The organism is Pseudoalteromonas luteoviolacea S2607, assembly GCF_001625575.1.
Classification (GTDB): Bacteria; Pseudomonadota; Gammaproteobacteria; order Enterobacterales; family Alteromonadaceae; genus Pseudoalteromonas; species Pseudoalteromonas luteoviolacea_E.
Window position 1 is genome coordinate 1 of record NZ_AUXV01000001.1, and the last position, 24,940, is coordinate 24,940.

Sequence of the window (24,940 nt, forward strand, 5' to 3'; positions counted from 1 at the left end):
CTTAGTATCCACCAAGCTAACTTGCCGACTTCGTGCTGTTGCCATGAATTGTGCGCCTAACTTTTAACCGTTATTTAAAGATAGGCGACACTCAGTTTTTTTGCCAAATTTAAGATGGGTGTCTTCTTAAGTTTTTTCTTATTTAAACTCCATCATACAAATCCATTATTTCAAACATTCTTCTGCTTGAATTGTTTCTCTTCCTTCCCTCATAGTGTATTTCGGCTACATCCCTACACTTAAAACCCCTACTACCTATAACGTTGAAGTTTGCACCACTTTTACCCAACAAATCCAAAATTGTTTCTGCTTCAACACCACTTTGATTGCATATATAGAGTAACGCTGGGTCTCCATCCGCATCCATCAAATCAGGGTTAGCACCGTGCTCTAGTAACAATTCAACAGCCCTAACATCTAACTTTACGGAAGATAAGATAAGTGGTGTCTTGTTTCTCGCATCGTAACTGTTAACATTCCATCCATTTTTAACAAGAGCATCAATCATTAATTTTTGTTCATCATTCATAGAAGAAAATTTTCTATAAACCAATACCTTATTAATCATATCTGGTGATTTATTTGGGCTAAAACCAAGAAATATCGAAATTCTCAACAAATTAGGAGACTCTAATTCATTCGCGATTTCGCCACCTCTACTACTTAATATAAAGAGTACAGTTATTATAAAAATAAAGGGGGTATATTTAATCACCTGAATACCTCATAAACCGTTGTGCTTCACCATCAAAGAACTTTTCAAAACTACTCCACTGCACTATCCTAGAATTAGCGTTAAATACCCCCAACTCGCCTGCGCTATTAAACCCAACTATCCCGGCATGCCCTGTTGCATCGCTATAATCTCTTGCATATGAAGCTACATCACCGGGCCTTGATTGAGAAACACTATGAAAGCCAGGCACATCTCCATTGGTCCATTGTTCAGCCGTATAGGGTGTATCGGCTTCTCCCATAAATGGAATCCACTTTGAATACCCCTGATCCTGCAACAGTAGTTCCACTCCTGCATCATTTAATGAGTCATGTACGAATAATGTGCACTTATTTGTACCCGCTCTCAATGTACCTTTTGCTTTGTTATATGCCCAGTCAGTTGAGCCTTCTTGGCTCGCCGCTACAACTCCTATAGGACCCTGCTTGGCCACTTCGGCAGCACGAAGTGCTCCTGACGTAACATAGTGATTCATCGCAAACTGAAAAGCAGCCGTAGTCGCACCATTTGCAAATTTACCGCCTGTGATTTCTGATACTGTACCACCAATTACTGCCGATACAATGGTGCCTGATATTAGTTCATCAGAAACATACCCTCCGACTTGAACACCTTTGGTTATCCCTGCACTGACAAATCCATGCCCGAATTTGCCTCCTTTTAGTTCCGATGAAATTCCTCCTGCAGTTGCACAAATGCAGCTGTAGCTGCGCCATTCGAGAACTTACCACCAGTAATTTCAGAAATCGTACCTCCAATGACAGCTACGGCACCAGATATATGACACCCACTTCCATTTAGAACATACGCACAGTTTTTTGCAAAATTTAAGATGGGTGTCTTTTTAAACTTTTTGAACTTTTGGTCAGTTGTACCCCAAATTATCACTTCCTCACAACTGACCAACCCGTTTTGGTTAAATTTGATTGACCAACGTGGTCGCGGCTAATCGACCATGTGGCAACAGTAAAGTGACATCGTTGGTCCAAGTGGACCAGAAAGTCGATGGATGCGACCACACAGGTCAAATAGGCGTGACCAAAAAATCGGTGAAACGCGACCAGAAACAGAAAAGCCCCAGCAAGTGTGCTGGGGCTTTGGATTGGGTGTCTTTTATTTCTTCAATTTAGCCAACTGTAAATTTCAACGACACTGTATAGCACTATAATAAGTAGCACTACAACATACGCTATTACAGCCATCAGCCTCGCATCATTATTTTCAGGGATATCGTTTAACTTTTCTACCATAGATACTCGAATCCCATCTCCTTTAAAGAAGTTTATAATATTAGAAGAACAATAAAAATATACTATAGTAACAAATATCAAGCTAAGAACCTTTGAACCTTGAAAATTAATTATTAGACTTCCTATATAAATTAAATACCCTAGATAAATTATTAAGTATACTTTTCTTTTAATCATCTTTTGTAAAATCCATCTGTAAGTGCTGACCAACTTGATCTGAAGCAATATTTCCCGCAGCTCCGGCTGGTACTTGCTCAACACCATTCTTCATTAGTGCACCAGAAGTTCTGATCCCCAACCCAAAACCTATTACTCCTGTAAAATCTTGATCTACTACGGCCTGTTCCGTAGCAACAGCACCACCAAAAAAGAAGATAGCTCTATTAGTAGGGAACATAATAGCTATCTTCGAAACTAGTTGACTAACACTAGTTTTAAAATCCCGATGTAAGTCATTGAAGTAATCTCGAATATATGGATCATCATAATTGAAGTTTGCCTGATACATTAAGCATTCGGAAGTAGCACACCTAGGCACTGAAATGTGGTGAGATTTACCATTGGCAATCTTTGTGCTGTTATGATTATTATGAATACTTTTTTGCACCTGATTAAACAAATACTGCATTGCCCCAGTACGAGCGCCATTAGCAAACTTTCCGCCTGTTATCTCCGATACTGTACCACCAATTATCGCTGAAATAACCGTGCCTTTCACTATTTGATTAAACTTTAAGTCGGCACCACCTGGTAAAAACACACCGCCAACACCTTTCGTTACGCCAGCACTAACAAACCCATGACCAAATTTACCGCCACTGACTACAGCAGCAATACCACCAACCGTGGCATGTGCCGTGATTTGTGCCGCCACTTGCCCTTTGGTGAGTAAATTACCACCAAAGTCAACATAATCACCATATTGTGCACCACCGAAAACAACATCATCAACATTTTGAACATTGGCAGCTGAAAAGTGTTCACTAATATACTGAAACGCATATGTCGTCGCAGCGGCGGTCAAACCTGCTTTAAATGCTTGGGATGAGCTGCCGCCCATTGCTCTTGTAAATTCATAATTCCATGCACCAGCACAAACTGGTGCCCAAACCAAACAGCCTAATGAAGCTATGTTTCCTGCAATACTAACTACTTCAGGGCCAAATACCTTTACAGCTCCTCGAATCAAGTTTCTCTTGAATTTCTTTAAAGGCTTAAACAAATACCCACTCGGATCTGTATAACTCAGCGGATTATTCAGCACATAACTATATCGGTTATAGTTCTGCAAATTCGTTGGCGCTTGCACAAACGGATCTGCCTGCATAAATCGGCCAGTATCTGCATCGTAGATCCGACCATTCATATGAATGATGCGTTTTTCACCACCTAGCGTCACAGGCTCATGTCCTGTATAGGCTTTAAAATTGTTTGGGACACTGTCAAAAACGGTCAGTGTCGATAAATTTGCATAGTGCGCATCTATTTCTGCTTGGGTTTCGGTTACTTCAGATTGTTTACCAAAAATACCGTAGGCATATCGTTTTAATAGCTTACTGCTGCTGTTAGTAATCGCTATGATTGAACCTTGATGATCGGTAAACATCCATTTGGTTTTACTCAAGCCGGTACCAAAGTAAATTTGTTGCGCATCGTTTCCTATGTAGCGGTTAATGACTTTGTCTTTGCTTTCATCGTTTGGAATGGTTAGCTGCAACGTGCCTACATAGTATATTGTCTGGTGAGCTTCTGTACGCTTATAACGCTGGTTGTTTACATCGTAATAAAAAGTAACTGCTTCGCCTTTTGCCTTGATTTCAAAGGCTTTGTTGCGTGCACTATACGTGATTGAACGTATGTTATTGACGCCATCCGTCACTGATGTTTCGTTGCCATTTTTATCGTAAGTGAAGACTTCAAGGTCAACGGTATGATTGGCCGCAGCCGCGCCGATACTGCTTGGCGCTGCATTGCAAAGTGGCACCGCAAGTCGTGTGCGAGATGTTAATGCGTGTAGTGGATTATCATTTTCGCCATAAGTGTTATGCCACTTATTGATGATCTCGACATTTGAACCATTGCATGCAGGCGTATCTAGGATACGGTAATCTGATTTTTCTTCTAAATTACCCGAACTAGAGTACGTGAACAAATTCACGTTATTAACGCCCAGCACACGGTTTAAGCTGTCGTATTGATAAGTACGTTCGTTCATTCCTATTTGAGCACGCGCTATCAGGTTACCTACACTATCAAAGCGATAACTATCGGCTTGGATATATACGTGGCTTTTAGAGTGAATTGAACTCAGCATGCCCTTAGCATCATAGCCGACCAACATCGTCACACTACCCTTTCGGTATTCGGTAACTTGCCCGCGCTCATTGGTATTCACTATACGATAATAGGTTTGCCCTTCGCGCCCTTCTCGAGCTTCAGTTTTAGCTAACACTTGGCCATAGGCATATTCAATCGCCACACCTCGCGCGTCTACATATTTACTGCCCTCTCCATCTAAACGACGATAGTCATCAAACTGTATTGCTACTCGGCCAAATTGGTCATAGGCGGTTTGTTGGATAACACATTTGCTAATTAAGGGGTTTGCCATTGCATCATCTGTAATACGCAGGTCATTGCTGAGAGCGTTAAAAGTAACTTTTGTATCACAAGCTTGCGCATTGTCGAGACTGGTGAGCACAGCTGCGCTTCGCCCAAATGTGTCGTAGTAATAATACTGCTGCCAACCTTCTCCTTGTTTTGTATATATAAGCAAATGCGCGGTATCGGCTGTATCTCCATATACCCACTCGCTCGCTCCTTCGTCGACAATATTGTCGGTAGGAGTAAATTGAGCTTGCTTAGTTTTACGGCCGAAACCATCGTAGGTGTTTGTCAGCACAACTCCCCGTGCATCGGTTTGGGTAATAAGTTCACCAAATGCATTATAGGTGTAAGACCAGTCCCCTCGGTCAGCGTCTTTTTGTGATGCTTTACGACCTAGCGCATCATAAGTGACACGCATCAGTGACGCATTTGTCGCACTTTCGGCTAGTGAGATAACTTCTTTTTTGCTGCCATCGGCATAGTAGGCAAACTCAACAGCCTGGCCATTATTTTCGGTAGCTGACACCACTTCGCCGAGTATATTAGAGGTCGATGCTTTGGTTTGATCTTCAAAATCAGTGCCCGATACTGTGGTCGTACTAGACAGTCCATTTACCACTGAAGATGTAATGGTATCATTATTGGCATCGTGTATTTTGATTACTCTGTCCAAAACGTCGTAGTACGTTGTCACGCTCTGCGCCCCAGGTGATTGCACTTCAATCACTCTGCCAAACACATCAAATTTCGTTGTGTGAGACAACCATTGGCCTGTCACATCTATCTGGCTAGTACGATACACCCGACCTAGGCGATCTAAGTATTGCACCTCAACCAGCTCTCCATTCACTTCTTTATTGAACTGCGCTGCACACACATCACCACCTTCACATGCAGAATAGTAACTCAGGGACTGAGCACCCGTACTTGTATACTGCCCGACCGCACCGCCAAATGCATCGAATTGGGTTTCACGCACAACACCATGTACATCCTTTGTTTTTGTAGGAGAGCCAAAAGCGTTACGTTCGTTCGCTGCCGCTTCAACCCCTCTTATCTTTAACGTGCCCGTTTTACTACTCGATTGCTCAGTGTAGTTCACATAGCGCCCATCGGCTGAGTAGAATGACTCAGTAGTGCGTGTTTCGGTTTCTTCTACCGAGCAACCGGAATTAGAGGTCGTTAGCTTTATCTGATTACCGAACCTGTCGTAACTATGCCTTTTAGTCAGTTCATACTCACACCCAAGCCCTTTACCTATTACTTCTTCAAACAGCATAAGGTGGAAACCTCCGCCCGCTGTGCCTTTAGGGTAATATGAGAAGTCGCTACTACGCGTAATCGTCTCTCTATTGGGCACTTTTGTTGTCACCGTCGAGTGTGTTAACCGGCCATATTTTTTATACTCGTCAGTATCGCCATACTCATTTATTGTCAATACAGATTTGGCGGCCACTGCTGTTGTGCCACTCGCAACAAAATTGTGCATGTAGGCATCGCTAATCTTATAAGTATTCACATTTAACTTGGTAACATTGGCGAACGCATCTTGTGACATATTGGTTTTGGTGCAAGTATGAATATCTATGCTTAGATCTGTATTTACGATGGCAGTGCACTCTCTACTCAGCGCATTGAAGACACGGTATGACTGAGTGCTCCCTTTTTGCGCAACTGGTGCTGCTGAGTATGAATTACGAGCTTCGCTTATTACGGTGTCATTGCCCATCAACTTTACAGTTGAGTAGGGCATCCCCGTTAATGGGAATGCTTGATGATAACGAGTGGTTGTTGTGAACACTGTTCCAGCGTTATCGTTTGTGCCTTGCTTAACCGTCTTGGTTGTCAGTGCCTTAAAGCCCAGCATCCCCCTACCACCAAACTGTGCGCGCGCGCCTTGATAAAGGTAAGTCACTTTATTGCGAGCAGCGCTATTATGCGTGCTAGGGCTATCTGTTTTCACATAATGTACTAATGGCATTGCGCCAATCACTTTGGTGACGCTTAATCCATCTTTCTCGAATTGGGCTGCATCGAATGCCAAATCACCTTCAAGATCTCTGTATATCTCGCGATTGGTCATTAAACCGTAGGTAATCGTAGACTTGTTGTTATAGCCTTGACTGATCTCTTTGAGTAAGCCTTCAGTTGGCGACTGTCCTAGGTTGTATTTAACATGCACGCCTTGCTGGTCTTTTATTAATAAATCGGGAACACCGTCATTGTTATAGTCGGCAAAGAATGCGTAATGGCCCTTTTCATGATCTAGACTGGCAGAAAACGCATTGTTAGAGGCGTGCTCAAAGCTTACATACTCTCCATTCATACCGGTATCTATAGGAGACCACTCGTACATGTGCCAGCTGTTCTCTGTACCACTCTTAAAGTAGAGCTCTGTCTTACCATCTTTATCTAAATCGGCCACTAGCGGCGGAATATGTTCAGACACAGTCCCAGTTTTAAACCGTTCGCTATATGCCTGAATAGACAGTTCACTTTCAAACGCCTCTTTGCTACTCGCACGATTTATTAGGACTTTCCAACGCTTGATGTCATTTGAAGACCAGTCTGTGGCCAAATAAATGATATCAACTAACCCATCACCATTGACGTCGGCAGACATTAGATTTTCAATTTTGCCTTCATAGGCCACGTCATGCGCACTGAACTTGTTAAAGCTATTGTCTGGCTGGCTGCCTTGGTTGTAATGCACTGTGATGCGCTTCGCTTCGTCGTCACTACACCTATTTTGGCTATCACATTGCAATGCAACAATGTCTGCTAACCCATCAAAATTAAGATCGACAGCCTGCCAATCTGTGGCTTTTTCGGTAAAATCACCACGTGAATCAAAGCCTTTGTTAGGGTTTGTCGTATAGAGGGTTGTTTGCCCACCGAAGTGCGCATCTGTTACATCCCAAACTCTGGTATATAAATTTACATCATCATTTTTGAGTTTGAATATAAGGTCAACATAGCCATCGCCATTAATATCAGCTAGTTTGACTTCTCTCATATACCACTGGGCAGACCAAGATAATTGCGTATTTTTTTGTTGCAAAAGATTGTCGCTAGATAACTCGTATTCAGCCCAATACTTTGCACCTACCTCTCCCGAATGCGTTGATCGCGTATTAACGATAAGCGAGTACTTTCCATCTTGGTCCAGATCTGCCGCTGTCATGACGACGCTCTCATGGTCGTCATGACGCGTAATGTTTTGACAAGACAGTTCTTCAGGCCGCTGAAATGTGTTGCCTTGATACACGCACAGCCGATACAGTTTTTGCCCTGCGTCTTTTCGCACTAAAGTGATCAGTTCAGGTTTTCCGTCTCCTTGAAGATCAGCCATAGTCAGCGCTGCAACTTCAGACTCAACAACCGTGCTTCTTGCATCAAACGTTAAGTCACTAGCAAACGAGTTGTATTCGAATTTGATAGGTTTGCGACATGCATAACCGCGACACTGCTGCACTTGCTTTAGTAATCGAACACCATTGCTGGCAGCTTCAAAATCTAGCTCATAAGTGCTGAGTTCTTGCCCCTTGTGGTTTTTCACCGTAATACTACTCAAACGGGCTCGCTGCTCTAACCGCGCTTCATCCACATAGTTGCGCGAACGAATATTGCCTAGCGAGTAACTAAATTCAACCCTGTTCCCGCTGTATTTAATTTCACTGAGTAAACGTTCGCCAAACTCAAGCTTTGAAGTACCAACTTCATTTGTGTATACATAGTTGATTGATGTATCTTCGTGACCGAGGTTATCTTCCACCTTATTTATCATCCAAGATAACGTTACGGCTTGGTTTGTCCCTTCATGTAATACAACTCGACTGAGCGCAGACGTACCATAGTGCTTCGTAGAACCATCTTTTCCTTTGATAACAAACCACTTAGTACCATTTTTAGTCACTTGATAGACCACTTGCTGTGAGTCTATTTCAGTAACATATTCGTCTAGGATAGTTGCGCCATTTAACTCCCCGTTATGAGTGTGTTGGCCTCTGCTAATTAAGCGTTGTCCATCCAAACAAAAGCGGTCTTCCTCTGACAACGTCAGCCCTTTAAATTGGCCATCTTGCGCTTTGGTTTGACGACAACGAGAAATGCTAGATACAGCATTTAGGTTCCAACCTAGCGCTACGGTGCCATCTGGTGCTAGGGAGTTATAACTCAAGCTAACACTTGGCTTAACCCCTGTAATCCCAGCTGGAACCGATATTGGAATGTTGTAGCTAGCAGTGCCAGACTCGGTTACTCTGAATTCACCAACTGTCGGCTGTAAACTGATATGCTCTAAGAGCTTATAATTATCAAGTGCTTGTTTACCTGCTTGTGTGTTGGGCAAGTTAACACTGATTGGCCATTCTATAGCACTGTTGCTTACTTCTAGCCGCACTTCATTGGAGTAATCATTGCTGCACTGTACGTGATGTCCATTGAATTGCGTTGATACCTCAACACAGGCTTTAGATTTAAAGTGATATACCCCATTGCCCAATTGCTTGAATACGGTTGTGAGATTGTCTTGAGCCTGTGTATCTGCTTGAAACTCTTCGCTTAATTTGTAGCTTTGGGGTAAGTGCTCTAGAAACAATTGATATGTATGAACCAGCCCTGAGGTTGACGCATTAACACTGACGTCACCATCTCCATTGTCGATGACTTCAATCGTTGGGGCGACTAAACCATCACTGGGGTCAATAGGGTTGGTATTAAGTTCAGCTTCAACCCGATCGCTAAGCCCATCCCCATCCGTATCAAAGTCATACGTGCATGCATGCGACGCCAAGCAAAAGTCATACAAGTAATATAGTAAGCTGTTTATCGCATCATCATACTGGTTGCGCGCTGCGCTTAACAAAGCAAGGACTACGTCTGCACGAGTCACTCCAGCTTCTAACTGCGCGACCCAATAGGTTTGATTACCTGACCCTAGCTCTCCACCATTTAACGATATATCAGCAGCAGCCTCTCCCAATAAATAGTTAAAGAATGTACTAATGAATGCTACGTCATTTGCATAGGCAAGTGCAGGATTAGCATTGATGAGAGCATTGATGATTTCATTGTATGGATGTCCCTCAGCGAGTAAGAATGCCAAAAAACTGAGCTCTTTTTTCGACGGTGCACGTTGCAATAACACATACACAGCCCTTGCCAAACCAGCTAGCTCGACGTGTGATTGGTCAGGATGCCACTGCGAATGCTCCCATATCGCTATCTCATCGGCAAAGAGTATAGATAACGCATCAATGTACTCCCATTTTAAGGCTTGTGCATCAATTAGGCGATCGTCAATTATATTTAGTTCGCCATCTTTTGTCGTAACGTAAATGCGTCCCGAACCTGATACCGTAGGCTGGGACACTATGCCACCACTGCCAGGGAAAACATATTGCCACTGAATATTACCGGACTGAGCGTTAACCGAATACAAAGACTCGTCCATTGAGCCTACATACAAATTACGATGTTCATCGATGTTAGCCTGCGCGAGAATAGGCCCGCGCGTGTTTAATACCCAATCGGTCAATACCCTATTATTTGGAATTGGCTGCATCTGGTCATGCGTAACTTTGTAAAAACGATGATTTAAACTGCCTACATATATATAGTCAGTGGTACCTTGGCTCTCGACCAGTGGCTTAGCGATAACTTCACTTGGCAGAGTGCTTTCAAATTGAGACTCCCACGCAAAGGTTAAGCCATATTCGGGGTTGAACTTATGGGCCCTCAAGCCCTTCTTAGAGCCACTGTATAAATATAAATTGTCACTGACAGAATACTCTCTACCAGTTAAGTCTGGGCGATATTCTGAGCCTGTTTTGTCAATCACAATATGGCTTTTCAGCTCTTTTTCGTTGTGCTCAACAGCATTTGTTATTGTCAGTGCTAAGCCGCCATTTAGATAACCTCGACAAACTCTTTCGCTCACGGTTGCATTTACGCTGTTTGCAGTTGCAGTCGCCCCTACCCTAAATGATTGACCGGTTTTACGAATGCGAACATACAGATGCGAAGTGTTGGGGTTAAATCCTACCCCTTGTGCTTTCAGCGTGAATGTATAGGCTTGCGGATCTGGCACTTCATTGTTGGCCCTTGCTTCATCAATTGCTTCAATTACCGTCGCAGTACAATCCGGTATTTCAGCGGCGCTAAATATCGGAGCAATGTGCTCTACAGTCACTTGTTGGCCATCGACACAATTATCTTGACTGTTACATGCCGTCACTTGATAGGTATATCGCCCAAACGCTAGGTTGGTCACGGTAAATTCGGTGCTTAAGTCTGAAGATAAATTTAGCTCTAAAGGTACGACATTAGCCTTGTCATGGGGTAACCCGGACCAATACTTCAACTTATAACGGCTGGTCACACCATCTGTATTTGCTTTCCACTTTATTTTATATGGTCCACCTGCCTGGGTTGGTGGGCCTTCAAATACGGGAGAATGCGGTGCCATTTCATGATTTATAATTCGCTCAGGCAATGACACGAGTGTCCTAGTTGCTGATTGACCAGAGCTACTAGTATTAACTGCCGTAACCTCAACCAGCAGCTCTTTATTATGATCGGCAACTCGGGTATCGACTACAAATTGTTCTTCAATACCTGTGAAATCATCAATTGATTTGGATACAACACGAGTGCCTGCAATAGTCACCTCATATCGAAGTTGCTTAGTATCACTTAAGCCATAAATTTTGACATGATACTGACCGATACGTTCACTATTAGGTGTAATTGAAATCCCCCCTATTTTAGGGGTTTCTGGGGTTGGATCTTCAATGTGCACCCCTGTTAATGACGTGCTGGCTGTACGACCATTATTATCGGTAGCAACAAGGGTAAAGGTTTTGTCTTGGCCAATATACTGTGGTGTAGTCAGCCACTTAACCGTAATTTCTTTTGGTTGCTGACTTGGATGTGGTAAGGCAATCACATCTCCTGGGTTGTGCATACCAGGCACTTGCAAACCTGTAACTTCACGACCGGTGGTAGGCCCCCCTTCATACAGCTTTAAAGAGGTGAGCGCCGTAGAAGATATACCTAATGCCGACAAACTGACCCCAATGGAGATTTCATCACCAACGTAGTACTTGTGCTGATTGCCACCTTGATTTGGTTGAGGTAAAACAAAATGAATGCCATAAAAATTACGGTATGTAACTTGAGTCAGCTTGCCTTTTCCATTAACGGCATTCTTTTTTGCATACACAGTAAATACTTGGCTTGTTATTGTATTGTATGGGGTTCCCGTCAATGAGCTATATTCGACCTCATGCCTACAAACTGTATCACTTAGGGAACATCGTTTGATAGGGTTTGAGCAGCCTGCATCGACTTCAACATTACCCGTACTGAACTGACATAAATAAAACGCTTCTAAGTTCTCAATACTGTCTAACGTCGCTTCTAAGGTAATACTGTCTCCCACAAAAGGGCTGACATCACTATCTAGCCTGCGAATATTGGGCACTGCTGGTGTAACCGCTTTTGCGTAAACGCTAAGGATGTCGGAGGTATCGCTCTTTTTATCTATGGCCTGAACACGGATGTGCGAATGTGCATTCAACCTGTATTGTATTTTACAAGTCGCTGAATTTTTCTTTATATTGCACGCTTCATTATAACTCGTCACAGTGCTGAAATAATCACGCACGCTTTTTAAGCCTTGACCAACATCAACCAGAATATCACTAAGACCATTTAAAACCGATTCATCACCGTCTGTTGCTGCAATGTTTATTGAAACTGTGCTGCCTAATGCAGCAAAGTGCGTATCGCCATCAGCGGTGCTACCTGAGGTGCCATCAACATCAAAAGAAACAGTCGGTGGCGTATTTTTCTCACGAACAGTGACTTTAAATGAACCTTGAGTAGTATTCCCGAATCGATCTTTGGCAAAAATAGAAAACGTGTATTTTTTATCGATCTCTAAATTGCTTTTGGAAATGGTATAGCGACAAACATAAGTTGTTCCTTGAGGGGTAAGATGACAGCTTTGCTTCTTTATAGCGTTTACAAACAAGGTCAGTTCAACAAGGTCTTTTCCTTCGTCATGAACCGTAAAACCGCCAGTGAGATCATGGTCGTTTAGATGCTCATTGCTTAAGTCGGCATGTGTTGTATCAATCACTTGTGGTTTGGTAAGTGGAAGTACGTTTATTTGCCTTGTGCAGTTAGTGTCTAGAGACACTGCCTCCCTATCGTAACCTGTCTCCCGAAAACCATAAGATGTGGCATCTAACTCTGCGGTATAAACACCAACAGCAGGAAAACGGTATGAAATAACGTAACTTTGAGTCTCATTTAGTGTTCCACTATTGTAAAGCGTATTATTTCCCCTTTTTATTTTGATAACCACATTGTCTTGTTGATCTTGTACGTCAGAGCCCATAAATATGCGGCGCCCTTTTAAGGTCTTAACAACCGTATTTTCATCAACAATTGTATTCAGCACCGTGTTTTCGCATTGAGAAGCAAGCACGTTAAATGACGTCAAAAGCAGTAGAAAGCAAGTTGTAATGAGTCTCATAGTGAATCCCTCCACACAACTTGGAGTTCTTGTACGGCTTGCGTCTCCGCCTGCACTTTTGTATTTTGAGTGCCTTCATCCTCTCCTTTTTCGCCGCTAAACCAGCGACTCATGGTGTTAAATACCGACATCTCGGACTCGGATGATTGAGTTTCTGGGACATGAACGCCAATCAAATCTTTGTCTTGTTGAATAATAAATTGCGGATGATATGACGGGTAGTCGAGGTTCATCACAAGTGTGGGCGTGATCGATATTCCTAGTGTAGTATCGATGCTCCCCCTAATAGAAAACCGCCGTTTAACTTGCAAATCGTTGACTGGGTCAAGTACTTCAACCATTCCATTTTCATGAAAAATGTACAAGCCAGATTCGATTTCACGCCTATTACTGCTAAAAGAGTGTGCAAACTGTCTTACCGATTCAAAAAAGCTCGGGTTAGTATCTGTATTTACGGCATTAACTAAAACTGGACTCGCCAATAGGCTGCTCGATACTTTGTTTGTGCATACTTTACCTAATGCATCTTGCCACCTTATACGGCACACTCTTCCCGTGCTGTCATAGTAACTTTCGGTAAAGTATAAAAAATCACCATCTATCAAAGGCGCATTGTTTACTGCGCCTTCCAGTTCAATATGCCACTGATAGGCCCAATCTATTTCTTGATTATGATTTATTGTTGCTTTGTAAAAGACCAGTAGCCCATCGTGAGTTGAAAATATCAGGTTATCTTGGTATTCAATGATAGATTTTTCGATAATATCTAGGTCTGTTTCATAGAGGGGTTGTTTGTAGTTGCTCCTCACGCCTGATAACTTTATTGGCAATTTTGGCGCTGTTGTCGCTATCAAACTTTTATCAACAAACTCACCATTAAAGCCTGTCGCACGCAAAGTGATCTGAGAAAGTTGCTTTATACGTGTTGTAAATTCACCTTGTATGGGGTGTAAGCCATCTATGCGCCTCACCACTGTGCTGCCTTCGATGACTAATAACGTCAGGCTAGTGGCACCTTCGACAAACCAACTTACTTGAATTGCACCTTGACTGTCTGATTTCGCATTGTTTGTATAAAACGCTGGAACATGAAGAGGTTTTTGAATTGGACGATTATTTGTCTGCCACTGTGCACATCCATACCTATTACACCCTCTTACTCTAAAGGGCCCTGTTATTCCCACTTGGCGGTAGTAAGGTAGTAAAAGTCTATCACTACTGGATTTCCACTCTCCCTGTGACAAATATTGTAACTGATAGTACTGCGCCTCATGGGTGGGTGACCACGCTATTTCAGTTACATTTTCACTGCTTTTAAATGATAAGAGTTTTACCGTCTCTGGACTTTTTTCAATCGGGACCAATATTGTTGTCCCGCCAGTATTAATTGGGATGTAAGCTTGTTCGAAAGAGGCGCTCGCGGGTATACCATACATATATAAAATAAAAACAAATAAAACCCTGTTCATTTTCACTCCCTAAAAATGACGAATCTAAGAGTTTTATAATATAGTGATAAAAATACCTCTTCAACCAAATAAAACAACATAAAAATTAAATTTATAATATTTTATTAACACAGTTAAAGCACCTCATATGTGTTAATAACTTATACGAGTAACGCTATTTCCTATAAAAATATTAATATACAAACCCGTTTTAATAGTAGGTACATATAAATACATAATGCCAAAAACCACTTGCGAGCAGTACATAACAAAGTTAGTATATAACAAATTCGTTATGTACTAACTTTTGATAGAGGCGTTGATGTGAAAGTTTTGTTTTTATGTACAGAAAATTCAGCGAGATCTCTCATGGCTGAAGTGCTTTTAAAGCACCATGGCAAAGGGAAATACGAAGTATATAGTGCTGGTACAGAGCCTAGCGGTGCAGATCCCCGTACTCTAGCTGCTATTGAGCACTTTGGGCTCAATGCTGACGGGTTGAAATCGCAGCACATCGACGAGTTTGCCAACATGCATTTTGATTACGTGATCACTTTATGTCATAGCGCCTCTAAAGAATGTGAAGGTCGCGTCAATGGTCTAAACTGCCTAGCATGGGATATCAGCGAACCTAAGTCTCGTCAGTGCGACAACCCCTTCGAAAAAACCTTACAAGAAATCAACGAAAAGATTCAAACCTTGTTGTTTGAGCAATCGACACAACAACCAACGACAAGCTCAGCCTCCGTGACACCCACGGCTTTTTACAAAGCACTGGCAGATGAAACTCGACTGAAAACCCTACTTATCATTGCTGTTGAAAAAGAGGCGTGTGTTTGCGAGTTGATGACCGCTTTAGATGAGCCTAGCCAACCTAAAGTATCTCGTCATTTGGCCCAATTGAGAAAAACAGGCATTTTGTCCGACAGAAAGTATCATCAATGGGTGTTCTATTCCCTCAACCCCACTTTGCCTGAATGGATGAAACACACCATTACTTCAACCGTCATCAATGAGCCCCATTTCATAGAGAAAGAGCTGGCTCGGCTTACCGCAATGGGTGATCGCCCGACTCGTTTTTCTAATTTGTGCAGTTAAGAGGCTTTTAATGGGCATATTTGAACGATATTTATCTGTCTGGGTCGCGGCTAGCATAGTCATTGGTGTAGGACTTGGAGTGATATACCCGCCCTTGTTTGAGCTCGTCGCCTCGTTGACTGTGGCAAATGTAAATTTAGTCGTCGCACTGTTTATATGGGTCATGATCTACCCGATGATGGTGCAAATAGATTTTTCAACAATTAAAGAAGTGGGTAAAAACCCGCAAGGTTTGATACTTACCATAGTAATTAACTGGCTAGTAAAACCATTTACCATGGCCGCGCTTGGTTGGCTGTTTTTTGAGGGGATATTCGCCAGTTATGTATCCGCAGAAACAGCTCAAGAATACATCGCGGGTATGATTTTATTGGGTGTGGCGCCTTGCACTGCCATGGTGTTTGTATGGTCCCAACTCACCAAAGGTGATGCAAACTATACCTTGGTGCAGGTATCCGTGAATGATGTGATCATGATATTTGCTTTCGCCCCAATTGCAGGGTTGCTTCTTGGCGTATCAGACATCCAAGTGCCTTGGAATACGCTATTTATCTCAGTCGTTCTTTACGTCTTGCTACCACTTATAGCTGGTATTTTTACTCGGAAAAAGTTAAATAGCTCAGGCAAGCATGAAGAGGTAATCAACGCATTGCTAGCCAAACTTAAGCCCTTTTCTGTCATTGGTTTACTTGCAACCGTCGTTTTACTGTTTGGTTTTCAAGCCAATACGATTATTTCACAACCACTCAATATCGTACTTATTGCAATCCCTTTAATTTTGCAAACTTACGGTATTTTCTTGATTGCTTATTTTGCTGCACTCAAACTCAAGCTAAAACATAACATTGCTGCTCCAGCTTGTTTGATAGGCACTTCAAATTTTTTTGAATTAGCAGTCGCAGTCGCAATTTCTTTGTTTGGTTTACATTCAGGTGCGGCACTGGCTACTGTGGTAGGTGTATTAGTTGAAGTACCTATCATGTTATCGCTGGTTGCTATCGTGAACAAAACCAAGCACTGGTTTAACCCCTAATTTTTTGATTGAGAGATCCATATGCAAACTCACCCTTTTGATAAATTAACGCTGGATGACGGAACAACGTTTATCTTTACGCCCTGCCCAGGCACAAAGGAAGTAGCGCTGGAAGCTTCAGTGAATCACTTGAAAGACGCGGGTGCACAAGCGATAGTTACATTGATGTACGACACTGAGATGCAAAAAAATAACGCAGAAAAGTTGCCTGCGGTCTGCGAGAAACTGGGGGTGCAATGGTTGCAATTACCTCTACCGGACGACGATGCACCGAATGCCGACTTTACACATGCGTACCAAACCAATATCTCTGCGATTATGTCAATATTAGAGCAAAAAGGCACAATTGCCGTGCATTGCAAAGGAGGCTCTGGCCGAACTGGGCTCGTCATTGGCCTATTCATGAAACAGCTTGGTTATGACCAGTCACAAATCATAAGCAAAGTGCAACAGATCAGGCCAAAAGCGTTAAAACACCCTACACAATTGGCGTTTTTTAACGCTTTCTAGCCCCGCATAACTGTGAGTGTGTATACACTCACTCAGCTATTCATGGCCTGCTGCATGTGTTCAATAAAGCGTTTTACTTTTACAGGCAAGTGCTTTCTACCTGAGTAAAACGCGTTTAAAACCAAGTCTTCAGGCTCATCATCTATACTCACTTTAATCAGTTTTCCAGACTCGAGCTCTGCCTGACAGGCATGTAATGGTAGTAACGCAAACCCAACGCCCCTCAAAGCAGCTGATTTTGCCATATGACCACTGTTTACCCTAAATCGTGAATGCACACTAAGTGTAGTGTTACTTTTAAATCGCCAAGGTAGACCCTGCATAACAGAATGCGTTGTAATACAAGGCTGTTTAGCTAGCGCGGCATGTGTGTTGATCTTTGTATTTCCGTTAAGTAACTGAGGCGCCGCAACGACACAGCTTGGCCAGCGAATGATTTCCTTTGCGACCCACCCAGAGTCTTCTAGTTGCCCTCGGTTAAAAGTCAGCACCACATCAAAACCATCCATGAGCCCTTCTTTAGGGTTAAGCTGCGTATCACAGCTCACTTGAAGTTGTGGGTGACTTGCAGCAAATTCTGCAATGATATCAGCCATAAAAGGCAAATCAGGCGTCATCACTCTTAAATGACCAGTCACTATCTCACTGCCTAGTTTGGCAACCTCCAACGCTTCCTCTATTGCCATTAGATTTGGCGTTAAAGATTCAAATAACACAGTACCCGCAATGGTTGGGTGTATTCTTCGTGTCGTACGCTCCATTAGGCGCACATTTAACTGCGCTTCTAATTGCGCTAGGTGCCGACTTACGCTGGAAGTCGGTATATGTAGTTTTTCGGCCGCTAACTTAATACTGCCGCTTTCAAATATCGCTTTAAAACTCACTAACCATTTTATTTCTATGTCTTCAAGCACTCAAACTATCTCACCAAATGGGATTATTAAACTCAAAATAGCATATTTATCCCATTATTGGTGTTTGAAATAATTAGACCAACAACCAAATGAGGATCATGTATGAAAGATAGTATCGCCATTATTGGTGCGGGTATTGCGGGACTCGCACTCGCTATTTTAGCAACCGAACAAGGACACAATGTCACTGTATTCGAACAAAATGATGCAATATCTAACTTAGGGGCTGGGTTCACTTTATGGCCAAATGCGATGTTTGTAATAAGCCAAATGGGTGTATTACAAGATGTTAAGCGCGTAAGCGGTAGGCCACTGTCTTTACACAGCATTGATAAATATGGCAATACACAGGCGATGATGGATATAGCGGTATTAAATCAAGAATGTGGTTATCCCAGCATCACCATATTGCGCAAAGAGCTGATGCAGATATTTTATCAAAAAGCTTTGAAATTGGGTGTTAGCATCAAATTTCAACAATCAATAAACCAGCAATTGTTACAGCAAATGAAATCACAATTTGATTTAGTGGTAGGCGCAGATGGCAGGATGCACTCTACGACACGGCAATTATTGTTTGGTGAACGCCACCAGCCGCAATATCAAGGCTTTATTAATATTGTCGGAATTAGCCAATTAGAGAGCCAACTTACCCCAGTCATTAAAGAGTACCGTGGCAATGGCCAGCGTTTTGGCATTGTGCCTGTCCATTCAGGTTGGTGCTACTGGGCCGCTGCGTGGCAAGAATCGTTGGGCGATAAACAATCGTCCCGTGACTGGGGTCTTGAGCTAGAACATCGCTTTAAAGATTGGCCATCTGACATTCAAAAAGTTATTCAAAAACAACATTCCAAAAAGGCTAAACCCATTTATTTACATGACCTTGACCCACTCCCCTACTGGCATCAAGACAATATATTGCTCATCGGGGACGCCGCTCACGCTTCTTTACCAACATCAGGTCAAGGCGCATGTCAGGCATTAGAAGATGCTTGGCAATTGGTGACAGTTTTAAGCAATGATACCTCTCTAGAGCAGGCGCTTAAGGCTTTTTTCCAACAACGAATAGCAAAAACCACAGCAGCCCAAAACGCAGGGAGACATGTTGCTTCACAGGTCTTTTCTTCTGGAAACATGACTGTCGAAAGTAGTCCTTTGCCCAGCGCGAAGCAATTGAAGCAGTTATGGATGAATGGGCTACTCTGAACAATAACTCACAGTAACGCAAGTGAATTAAGTCAAAGCACACGATCGACGTATTCGTTAATGTAACAAAATAGATGGTGTGCTGGCTGTAAATAATAAGGACTACCAGTTGTGAAATGGTCAAACTAACGTAACCTATTATGGTAACCACTATCACTCCTTCAAAAAGAAATCGAATATGGAAATATTTTCAGTCATTGTGGCGGTATCACTCACTATGTTTTTGTTCTCTTCGTTGAGCTCTATGCTGGTGGAATTAATAAATCGCCGATTAAATACGCGTAGCCGGAAATTAAATGACATGCTACATACATTTTATGAAGAAGAGCTCAAACCATATGCAAAAAATGAAGAGCAAGACGCTGCCGAAAAGTTTGTACGACATATAGATAAAAAAGATAGCAAAGAACAAATAAGTACATTGGACTTCATGCGCAGCCTTGCCCAAACTGATATTGGCTACCGGATCTACACTCATATTGAAAAAGATGCCCAGTATTTTTTTGACGATATTGCGTATAGATTTGAAGAATTTGGAGAACGATATAGCGAATACTACCGGCAACATGCCAGAAAGGTGAACATTTGGGTGTCCATTTTCTTGGCTTTTGCTATGAATATTAACCTCATCACTATTGTTGATTCACTTCAGTATCGCAATGGTGTGAGCGAAGCGTTTGTGCAAAAGGCAGCGACAATCGTCAATGAGCAGCCAGACACAAGCAATAAAGCAAACTTTCAATCCGTACTCGCTGAAATAAACAACCTAAAAGTCCCGTATGGATGGCCAAAGCAACCCTTTATCGACAATCAAGCAAAACCTTTTGATTTAGGTGCGTACGTCACCGCATTTATAGACTCAATCTGCATGGGAGTCGCGCAGTTTGGTTTAGGCTGGCTAATTTGGATAGTAACCACACTTATCACAGGTATGCTGATTGGGCTGGGTTCCCCTTTTTGGTTTGATGTTTTAAAGCGACTGTTTTCATTTAGCAAAGTGGCAAATTTAATGTTTTTTGCAAATAAAAATATCGCGGCAGAAAATCAACCACATCAGCAAGCACCTCAGCCATGGGAAGTATTTGAACGCAGCATTCAAGCCAAAGAAGCACAACAATCACTGCTAGAAAAAATAAACTCTAAAAGCAGTGCAGACAATACTTAAAACAATAACGTCCACCGAAAACCTCATACTCTGTCCAGCCTTCATATCAAGAAGGCTGGACAGAGTATGAGCGCAAAGACTGAACAAGTACGTAAAGCTACATTAACCCGCATTGTAATTTCAGCCCTGCTGTACCCATGACGTATTAGTGATTTTATTCTTCAAGAAAAGAAAACCTACAACGCTTACGGCAGCAAACTCTCAGCACTTTATGTTAACTTCGATGATGATTGCTTAATTGCCAATTGCTTTATTTACAACAGCGAGGATTTCTTGCTTTGTTGATGGTTTCAAAATATACCCATCAAGGCCATGCTCTGCCCACTTTTTCACTAGCTGCTTGTTTTTGTTTCCCGTCAAGGCGACAACTGGCGTCTTAATATTTTTTCCTACGTTTCTGATGTGTTTTGTCGTATTTAGGCCATCAAGGTTTGGCAAGAATAAGTCCATAACAATAAGGTCATATTGTGTAAGTTTGATTTTTTTAATCGCAGCTAAGCCATCATCTACTTGCTCTATTTCATATCCGACATTCGTCAATACGTCACTGATCATTTCACGATAGATATGATTGTCTTCAACCAGTAAGATGGACTGTTGATTTGGTGAAGTATCCAAAAACCCGTCACTTGACGCTCCACCTTGTAACTCAGAAGCCTGCTTTTCTTTGATTGGTTGCTGGAGTTGCTTCATTAATAAACTGTTTAGATCTTGAGATTGCTTTAACCCGTCAACTAGCCCCAATAACTTGCTCGATAAAGACTCTTCTAAAGCACTTAAGAGTGGTTGAATATGGGACTCATTTAATTCTGATAAGAGCTCTTTATGCATACTGTCAGGGAGCTTTTCGAGAAGATCCTGGTTTATCGTATTGACCTCGTCGCGACTTTTACTGATCTCTTCAACAACAGACGCCTTATAACTAAGCCCCATTTCAATCAAAGAGTTAAGCTCTTCGTTTTGATTCTGTACAATGCTATCTAATGAGTCTAAATACGTATTAGAGTCAGTGCATTGCTTCAGTCCTTCATAGACAATAAGCTGTAAACGAAATTTTTCATATAGAGGCTGGTAAACAAAATAGCTGTCAAAGAGGTTTTTCAAACAGCATTTAAACGCTAGCCCCGACTCTTTATTACTGCATAATAAAACGCTGTAATGGTTTTTGACTAAGCGCTGTTCTTTTATCAACATATTGTAAAGGCAGATGCTTTTTTTCACATCCGACAAAGCGAACAAAATTACTTTAGGTGCTAATTGCTCGATGTCATCCAGTGCTGTTTTTCTCACCACCAAACACCTAAAGTCGTTTGTTTGCTCAGAGATAAGCTGCGTGACGCCCTGAACATCATCCTCTCTGTGAGTTAATACCAAAACCGCTGGATGGCGTTTTGCAATTCGGTTAATGCTCGCCATTGGTTAGCTCCTTTTTAATTGCAATAAACTCCCCATTTAATTTGATGATGATTTGTTTTATTGCAGACTTATTTTTCGTCAGGCTATAGCGCTCAATTGTCTCTAAAAAATAGGCACTGCGCTCTGCTCCCACCGCCCTTGCAGACGTTTTTAAGAAATGTGCCTGACTTTTTAACTCTCCGAAGTCATTGATATTAAAAGACTGAACAATGGTTTTTAGCACCGTTGCAGCCTGTGCTAAAAACTCTGTATGAAATTTTTGAATTTTGTCTGGTTCATCGCCTACCAAGTCAATTATGGTGTTACGATTTAGCGTCTTTAATTCATCAGGCTGAGTGTTCATACCAACGCTCCATAATCAGCTTTATGTCTGTCAGTCTCACTGGTTTACATAAAAAGTCATTCATACCAATGGATGTGCACATGTCTTTCTCTCCTTGCATTACTGCGCCAGTTACGGCAATGATGGGGACAGGGGGTTGCTCACTTTTGGCTTCTTCTGTTCGGATTTGCTTGGTCATTTCATAACCATCGACTTCTGGCATATGGCAATCAGTTAAAATCAGTTTGTACTGATGGCTGTGCCAATAATTAAAACCTTCTGCGCCATTACTCGCCACATCACAATGAAACCCTAGCTTTTCTAGCTGATTCTTTATTAATTTTTGATTAAACGGGTTGTCTTCAACTAACAGAATGTCATGGATGCAAATGTCTTTTTCAACAATTTGCGCTTGAGGCTCAGCTTCAAATGCAAAGTCATCCATGTCCAATTGCTCCTGCTGTTGAGCTTGGATTTGTAAATCTAACTGATGTGCGGTCATCGGCTGGTTTGGGTAAATGGCTAATTGAACAAAAGACAGGTCAAACAGACTATGCAGCGAAGCGTCGGTATAAACAATTAAATTGGGAAGAAGTTCCAGTTGAGGTAACCTAAATTGTACAGCCTCCAATTCACAAGACAGCACCAAATGTAGGGAAGCTGTGGATTCGATGTTCACTTCCCCCTCGCCTTTTAGTTCAATTAATGTTACATCATATAGAGACTGGGCGAGCGTGAGTAAATGTGCATTATCGAATGAAAGCTCGCCAATCACATAACAGATTAGCGGTAATTTTGCAGCTTGTTCATGTTCGCTGATATCTAACCAAAACGGCGCTTTAATGGTAAAAGCACTGCCCTTATGCAGCTCGCTTTCAACAATGATTTGACCGCCCATAAGGTCAATTAGTTTGCCACAGATTGAAAGACCAAGCCCTGTACCACCAAACTTTCTCGTCGTAGATTTCTCAGCCTGCGTGAAAGGGGTAAATAGTTTATTAATGGTTTCTTTGCTCATTCCTACGCCGGTATCAGCAATACGAATCGTGACCTCCCCTTGGTATATATTGAGTTGCTTAAATTGAACATTAAGGGTAATTCGTTTTTGCTCTAAGCCTTCGGTATTTGTGAATTTGATAGCATTACCAAGTATATTGAGCAAAATTTGCCTGAACCTGTTTTCGTCGCCTTTCAGAGGTTGCAGTAGTTTAAGTTCTTCATAAACATTTAAACTTATTCCCTTTTCTCTGGCCGAAGCGCTGAATGTGCAAACTACTTCTGACAGCATCACAGGCAGATCAAACACCACCGTTTCTAGTTCTAATTTACCAGCTTCAATTTTGTTCAAATCTAGTAAGTCATTCAAAATAGTGATCAGGTGATTCGCTGATGTCGAAGCTGTATAAACAAGATCCTTTGACTCATTGGCTAACGTGCAGTGGGTTAACAAATCCAACGCACCAATAATGCCATTGAGGGGCGTGCGCAATTCATGGCTAATCATCGATAAAAACTCTGACTTAACTTTGTTAGCGCGCTCGGCTTTTTGCAGAGTTTTATGCAACTCTGCGGTGCGGTCATTAACGCGTGTTTCCAGCTCGGTATTAAGCTCTTTCAAGGCTTGCTGCGCTTTATGAACTTCGGTTTGATCAATACATACACCATCTATTCTGCAATGCTCTCCTTTATAGTTTTTGCCAACCCGCCCCTGTGCAAAAACATAGATCACGTCACCATTTTTTAAAATACTCCGATAATGCTGCTTAAATTCGACCCCTGTTTTTAAGCTTTCATCCAATGCGGATAACACTTTAGGTCTATCTTCGGGGTGCAATAGCTCAACCCATTTGTTTAAATCACCAATGTCTTTAGGCTCTAATTTGAAAATGGTATTGGCCAGCATGTCCCATTTCCAACGCCACAAGTTACCCGATTTAGTGGCTCGCCAAGTGCCTATTTTTCCTGCTTCGATCGCTAATTGCTTGCTTTCATCGGCATCATTGAGCGCGATAACCGTATTTTTTTCAATTGTGCAATCTTGCAATGTGCCATTTATCCACTGTAACGCGCCACGCTTCGCGAGGCTTCCCTTTAGCGCAAACCAACGCTTTTGGCCCGCACTTTTGAGCCTAAACTCAAACTGTAAAGGCACACCAAATTGGGCGTGATTTTCAAAAAACAGCGGAAATAACGCGCGGTCATCCTTATGTACCAAGCATAAGAGCTGCCGCCAGGTAACTTGTACCCCCTGTGCCACCCCCAGAAACTCCTTCGTAATATCAGACAGGTATACATGCTTTGACTCTAAGTTATATCGCCACAAGCCAATATTGGCGCTGTTTATGGCATCTGCTAAAAAGCTCCCTTCATCAAAAACAGTGTTACTTCTTTGCAGCACAAAAGAATAGCCGCTTGCCGTACTATATTTGTAAAGTTTGAAATAGCGGTTTTTGTAGCAGCCAATGGCACTGTCTACTTTGTCTAGTTCTAGATTCAGAAGCGCCTGAATTGACAGCCCTAATACGTCTTTGCAACCTAACAGCTCTATAGCAGCTGGACTGATTGACTTAATAAGAAGCGCTTTGTCGGTAACGAGAAAAGGGATGCTGCCTTCCATACATTTCCCTGCTGCAAATCACTGAGTAATTAACATTAAATATAGCAGCTACACACCAGATGGCTTGTTTCAT

Annotated in this window: 13 protein-coding genes; 5 read left to right on the forward strand and 8 right to left on the reverse strand. The window is 42.2% G+C overall.

Annotated features, from left to right (window positions below):
• Positions 1-142: 142 nt before the first annotated feature.
• The 4 genes from N480_RS00005 to N480_RS00030 form a co-directional block, all read right to left on the reverse strand.
• Complete coding sequence (locus N480_RS00005; RefSeq protein WP_063370498.1) at positions 143-715, reverse strand: ankyrin repeat domain-containing protein; 573 nt, start codon at positions 713-715, stop codon at positions 143-145.
• Positions 708-1,211 (reverse strand): hypothetical protein, encoded by a 504-nt coding sequence (locus N480_RS00010; RefSeq protein ID WP_063370499.1) that lies wholly within the window; start codon positions 1,209-1,211, stop codon positions 708-710. The genes N480_RS00005 and N480_RS00010 overlap by 8 nt, the downstream gene beginning before the upstream one ends.
• A gap of 944 nt (positions 1,212-2,155) precedes the next feature.
• On the reverse strand, positions 2,156-13,138 hold the full coding sequence (locus tag N480_RS00025; protein ID WP_063370502.1) for a SpvB/TcaC N-terminal domain-containing protein: 10,983 nt from the start codon (positions 13,136-13,138) through the stop codon (positions 2,156-2,158).
• Positions 13,135-14,607 (reverse strand): hypothetical protein, encoded by a 1,473-nt coding sequence (locus tag N480_RS00030; RefSeq protein ID WP_063370503.1) that lies wholly within the window; start codon positions 14,605-14,607, stop codon positions 13,135-13,137. Before N480_RS00030 ends, N480_RS00025 begins: the two co-directional genes overlap by 4 nt.
• Positions 14,608-14,910: 303 nt before the next feature.
• On the opposite strand from N480_RS00030, the gene N480_RS00035 reads away from it, so the two are divergent.
• Genes N480_RS00035 through N480_RS00045 form a run of 3 tightly spaced genes read left to right on the forward strand, consistent with a single transcriptional unit; the run spans position 14,911 to position 17,227 of the window.
• Complete coding sequence (locus N480_RS00035) at positions 14,911-15,684, forward strand: metalloregulator ArsR/SmtB family transcription factor (protein WP_063370504.1); 774 nt, start codon at positions 14,911-14,913, stop codon at positions 15,682-15,684.
• Positions 15,685-15,694: 10 nt separating this feature from the next.
• Positions 15,695-16,717, forward strand: a complete 1,023-nt coding sequence (arsB, locus tag N480_RS00040) for an ACR3 family arsenite efflux transporter (RefSeq protein WP_063370505.1) — start codon at positions 15,695-15,697, stop codon at positions 16,715-16,717.
• Between the two features lie 21 nt (positions 16,718-16,738).
• The gene (locus N480_RS00045) at positions 16,739-17,227 is read left to right on the forward strand and encodes a dual specificity protein phosphatase family protein (protein ID WP_063370506.1); all 489 of its coding nucleotides are present in this window, start codon (positions 16,739-16,741) and stop codon (positions 17,225-17,227) included.
• Positions 17,228-17,259: 32 nt separating this feature from the next.
• On the opposite strand, the gene N480_RS00050 is transcribed toward N480_RS00045, so the two are convergent.
• A complete protein-coding gene (locus N480_RS00050; RefSeq protein ID WP_063370507.1) occupies positions 17,260-18,141 on the reverse strand; it encodes a LysR family transcriptional regulator in 882 nt (293 codons plus the stop codon).
• A 102-nt stretch (positions 18,142-18,243) separates the two neighbouring features.
• Between N480_RS00050 and N480_RS00055 the strand changes: the two genes are divergently transcribed.
• Positions 18,244-19,347, forward strand: coding sequence for an FAD-dependent oxidoreductase (locus N480_RS00055; RefSeq protein ID WP_063370508.1), 1,104 nt, complete (start codon positions 18,244-18,246; stop codon positions 19,345-19,347).
• 178 nt (positions 19,348-19,525) lie between these two features.
• Positions 19,526-20,512 (forward strand): hypothetical protein, encoded by a 987-nt coding sequence (locus tag N480_RS00060; RefSeq protein ID WP_063370509.1) that lies wholly within the window; start codon positions 19,526-19,528, stop codon positions 20,510-20,512.
• A gap of 234 nt (positions 20,513-20,746) precedes the next feature.
• Here the strand turns inward: N480_RS00060 and N480_RS00065 are convergent, their stop codons facing one another.
• The 3 genes from N480_RS00065 to N480_RS00075 are packed head-to-tail and all read right to left on the reverse strand — an operon-like array spanning position 20,747 to position 24,867.
• Positions 20,747-21,928, reverse strand: a complete 1,182-nt coding sequence (locus N480_RS00065; RefSeq protein WP_063370510.1) for a response regulator — start codon at positions 21,926-21,928, stop codon at positions 20,747-20,749.
• The gene (locus N480_RS00070; protein WP_063370511.1) at positions 21,915-22,271 is read right to left on the reverse strand and encodes an Hpt domain-containing protein; all 357 of its coding nucleotides are present in this window, start codon (positions 22,269-22,271) and stop codon (positions 21,915-21,917) included. The genes N480_RS00065 and N480_RS00070 overlap by 14 nt, the downstream gene beginning before the upstream one ends.
• Positions 22,255-24,867, reverse strand: coding sequence for a hybrid sensor histidine kinase/response regulator (locus tag N480_RS00075; RefSeq protein ID WP_063370512.1), 2,613 nt, complete (start codon positions 24,865-24,867; stop codon positions 22,255-22,257). The genes N480_RS00070 and N480_RS00075 overlap by 17 nt, the downstream gene beginning before the upstream one ends.
• Positions 24,868-24,940: the final 73 nt, after the last annotated feature.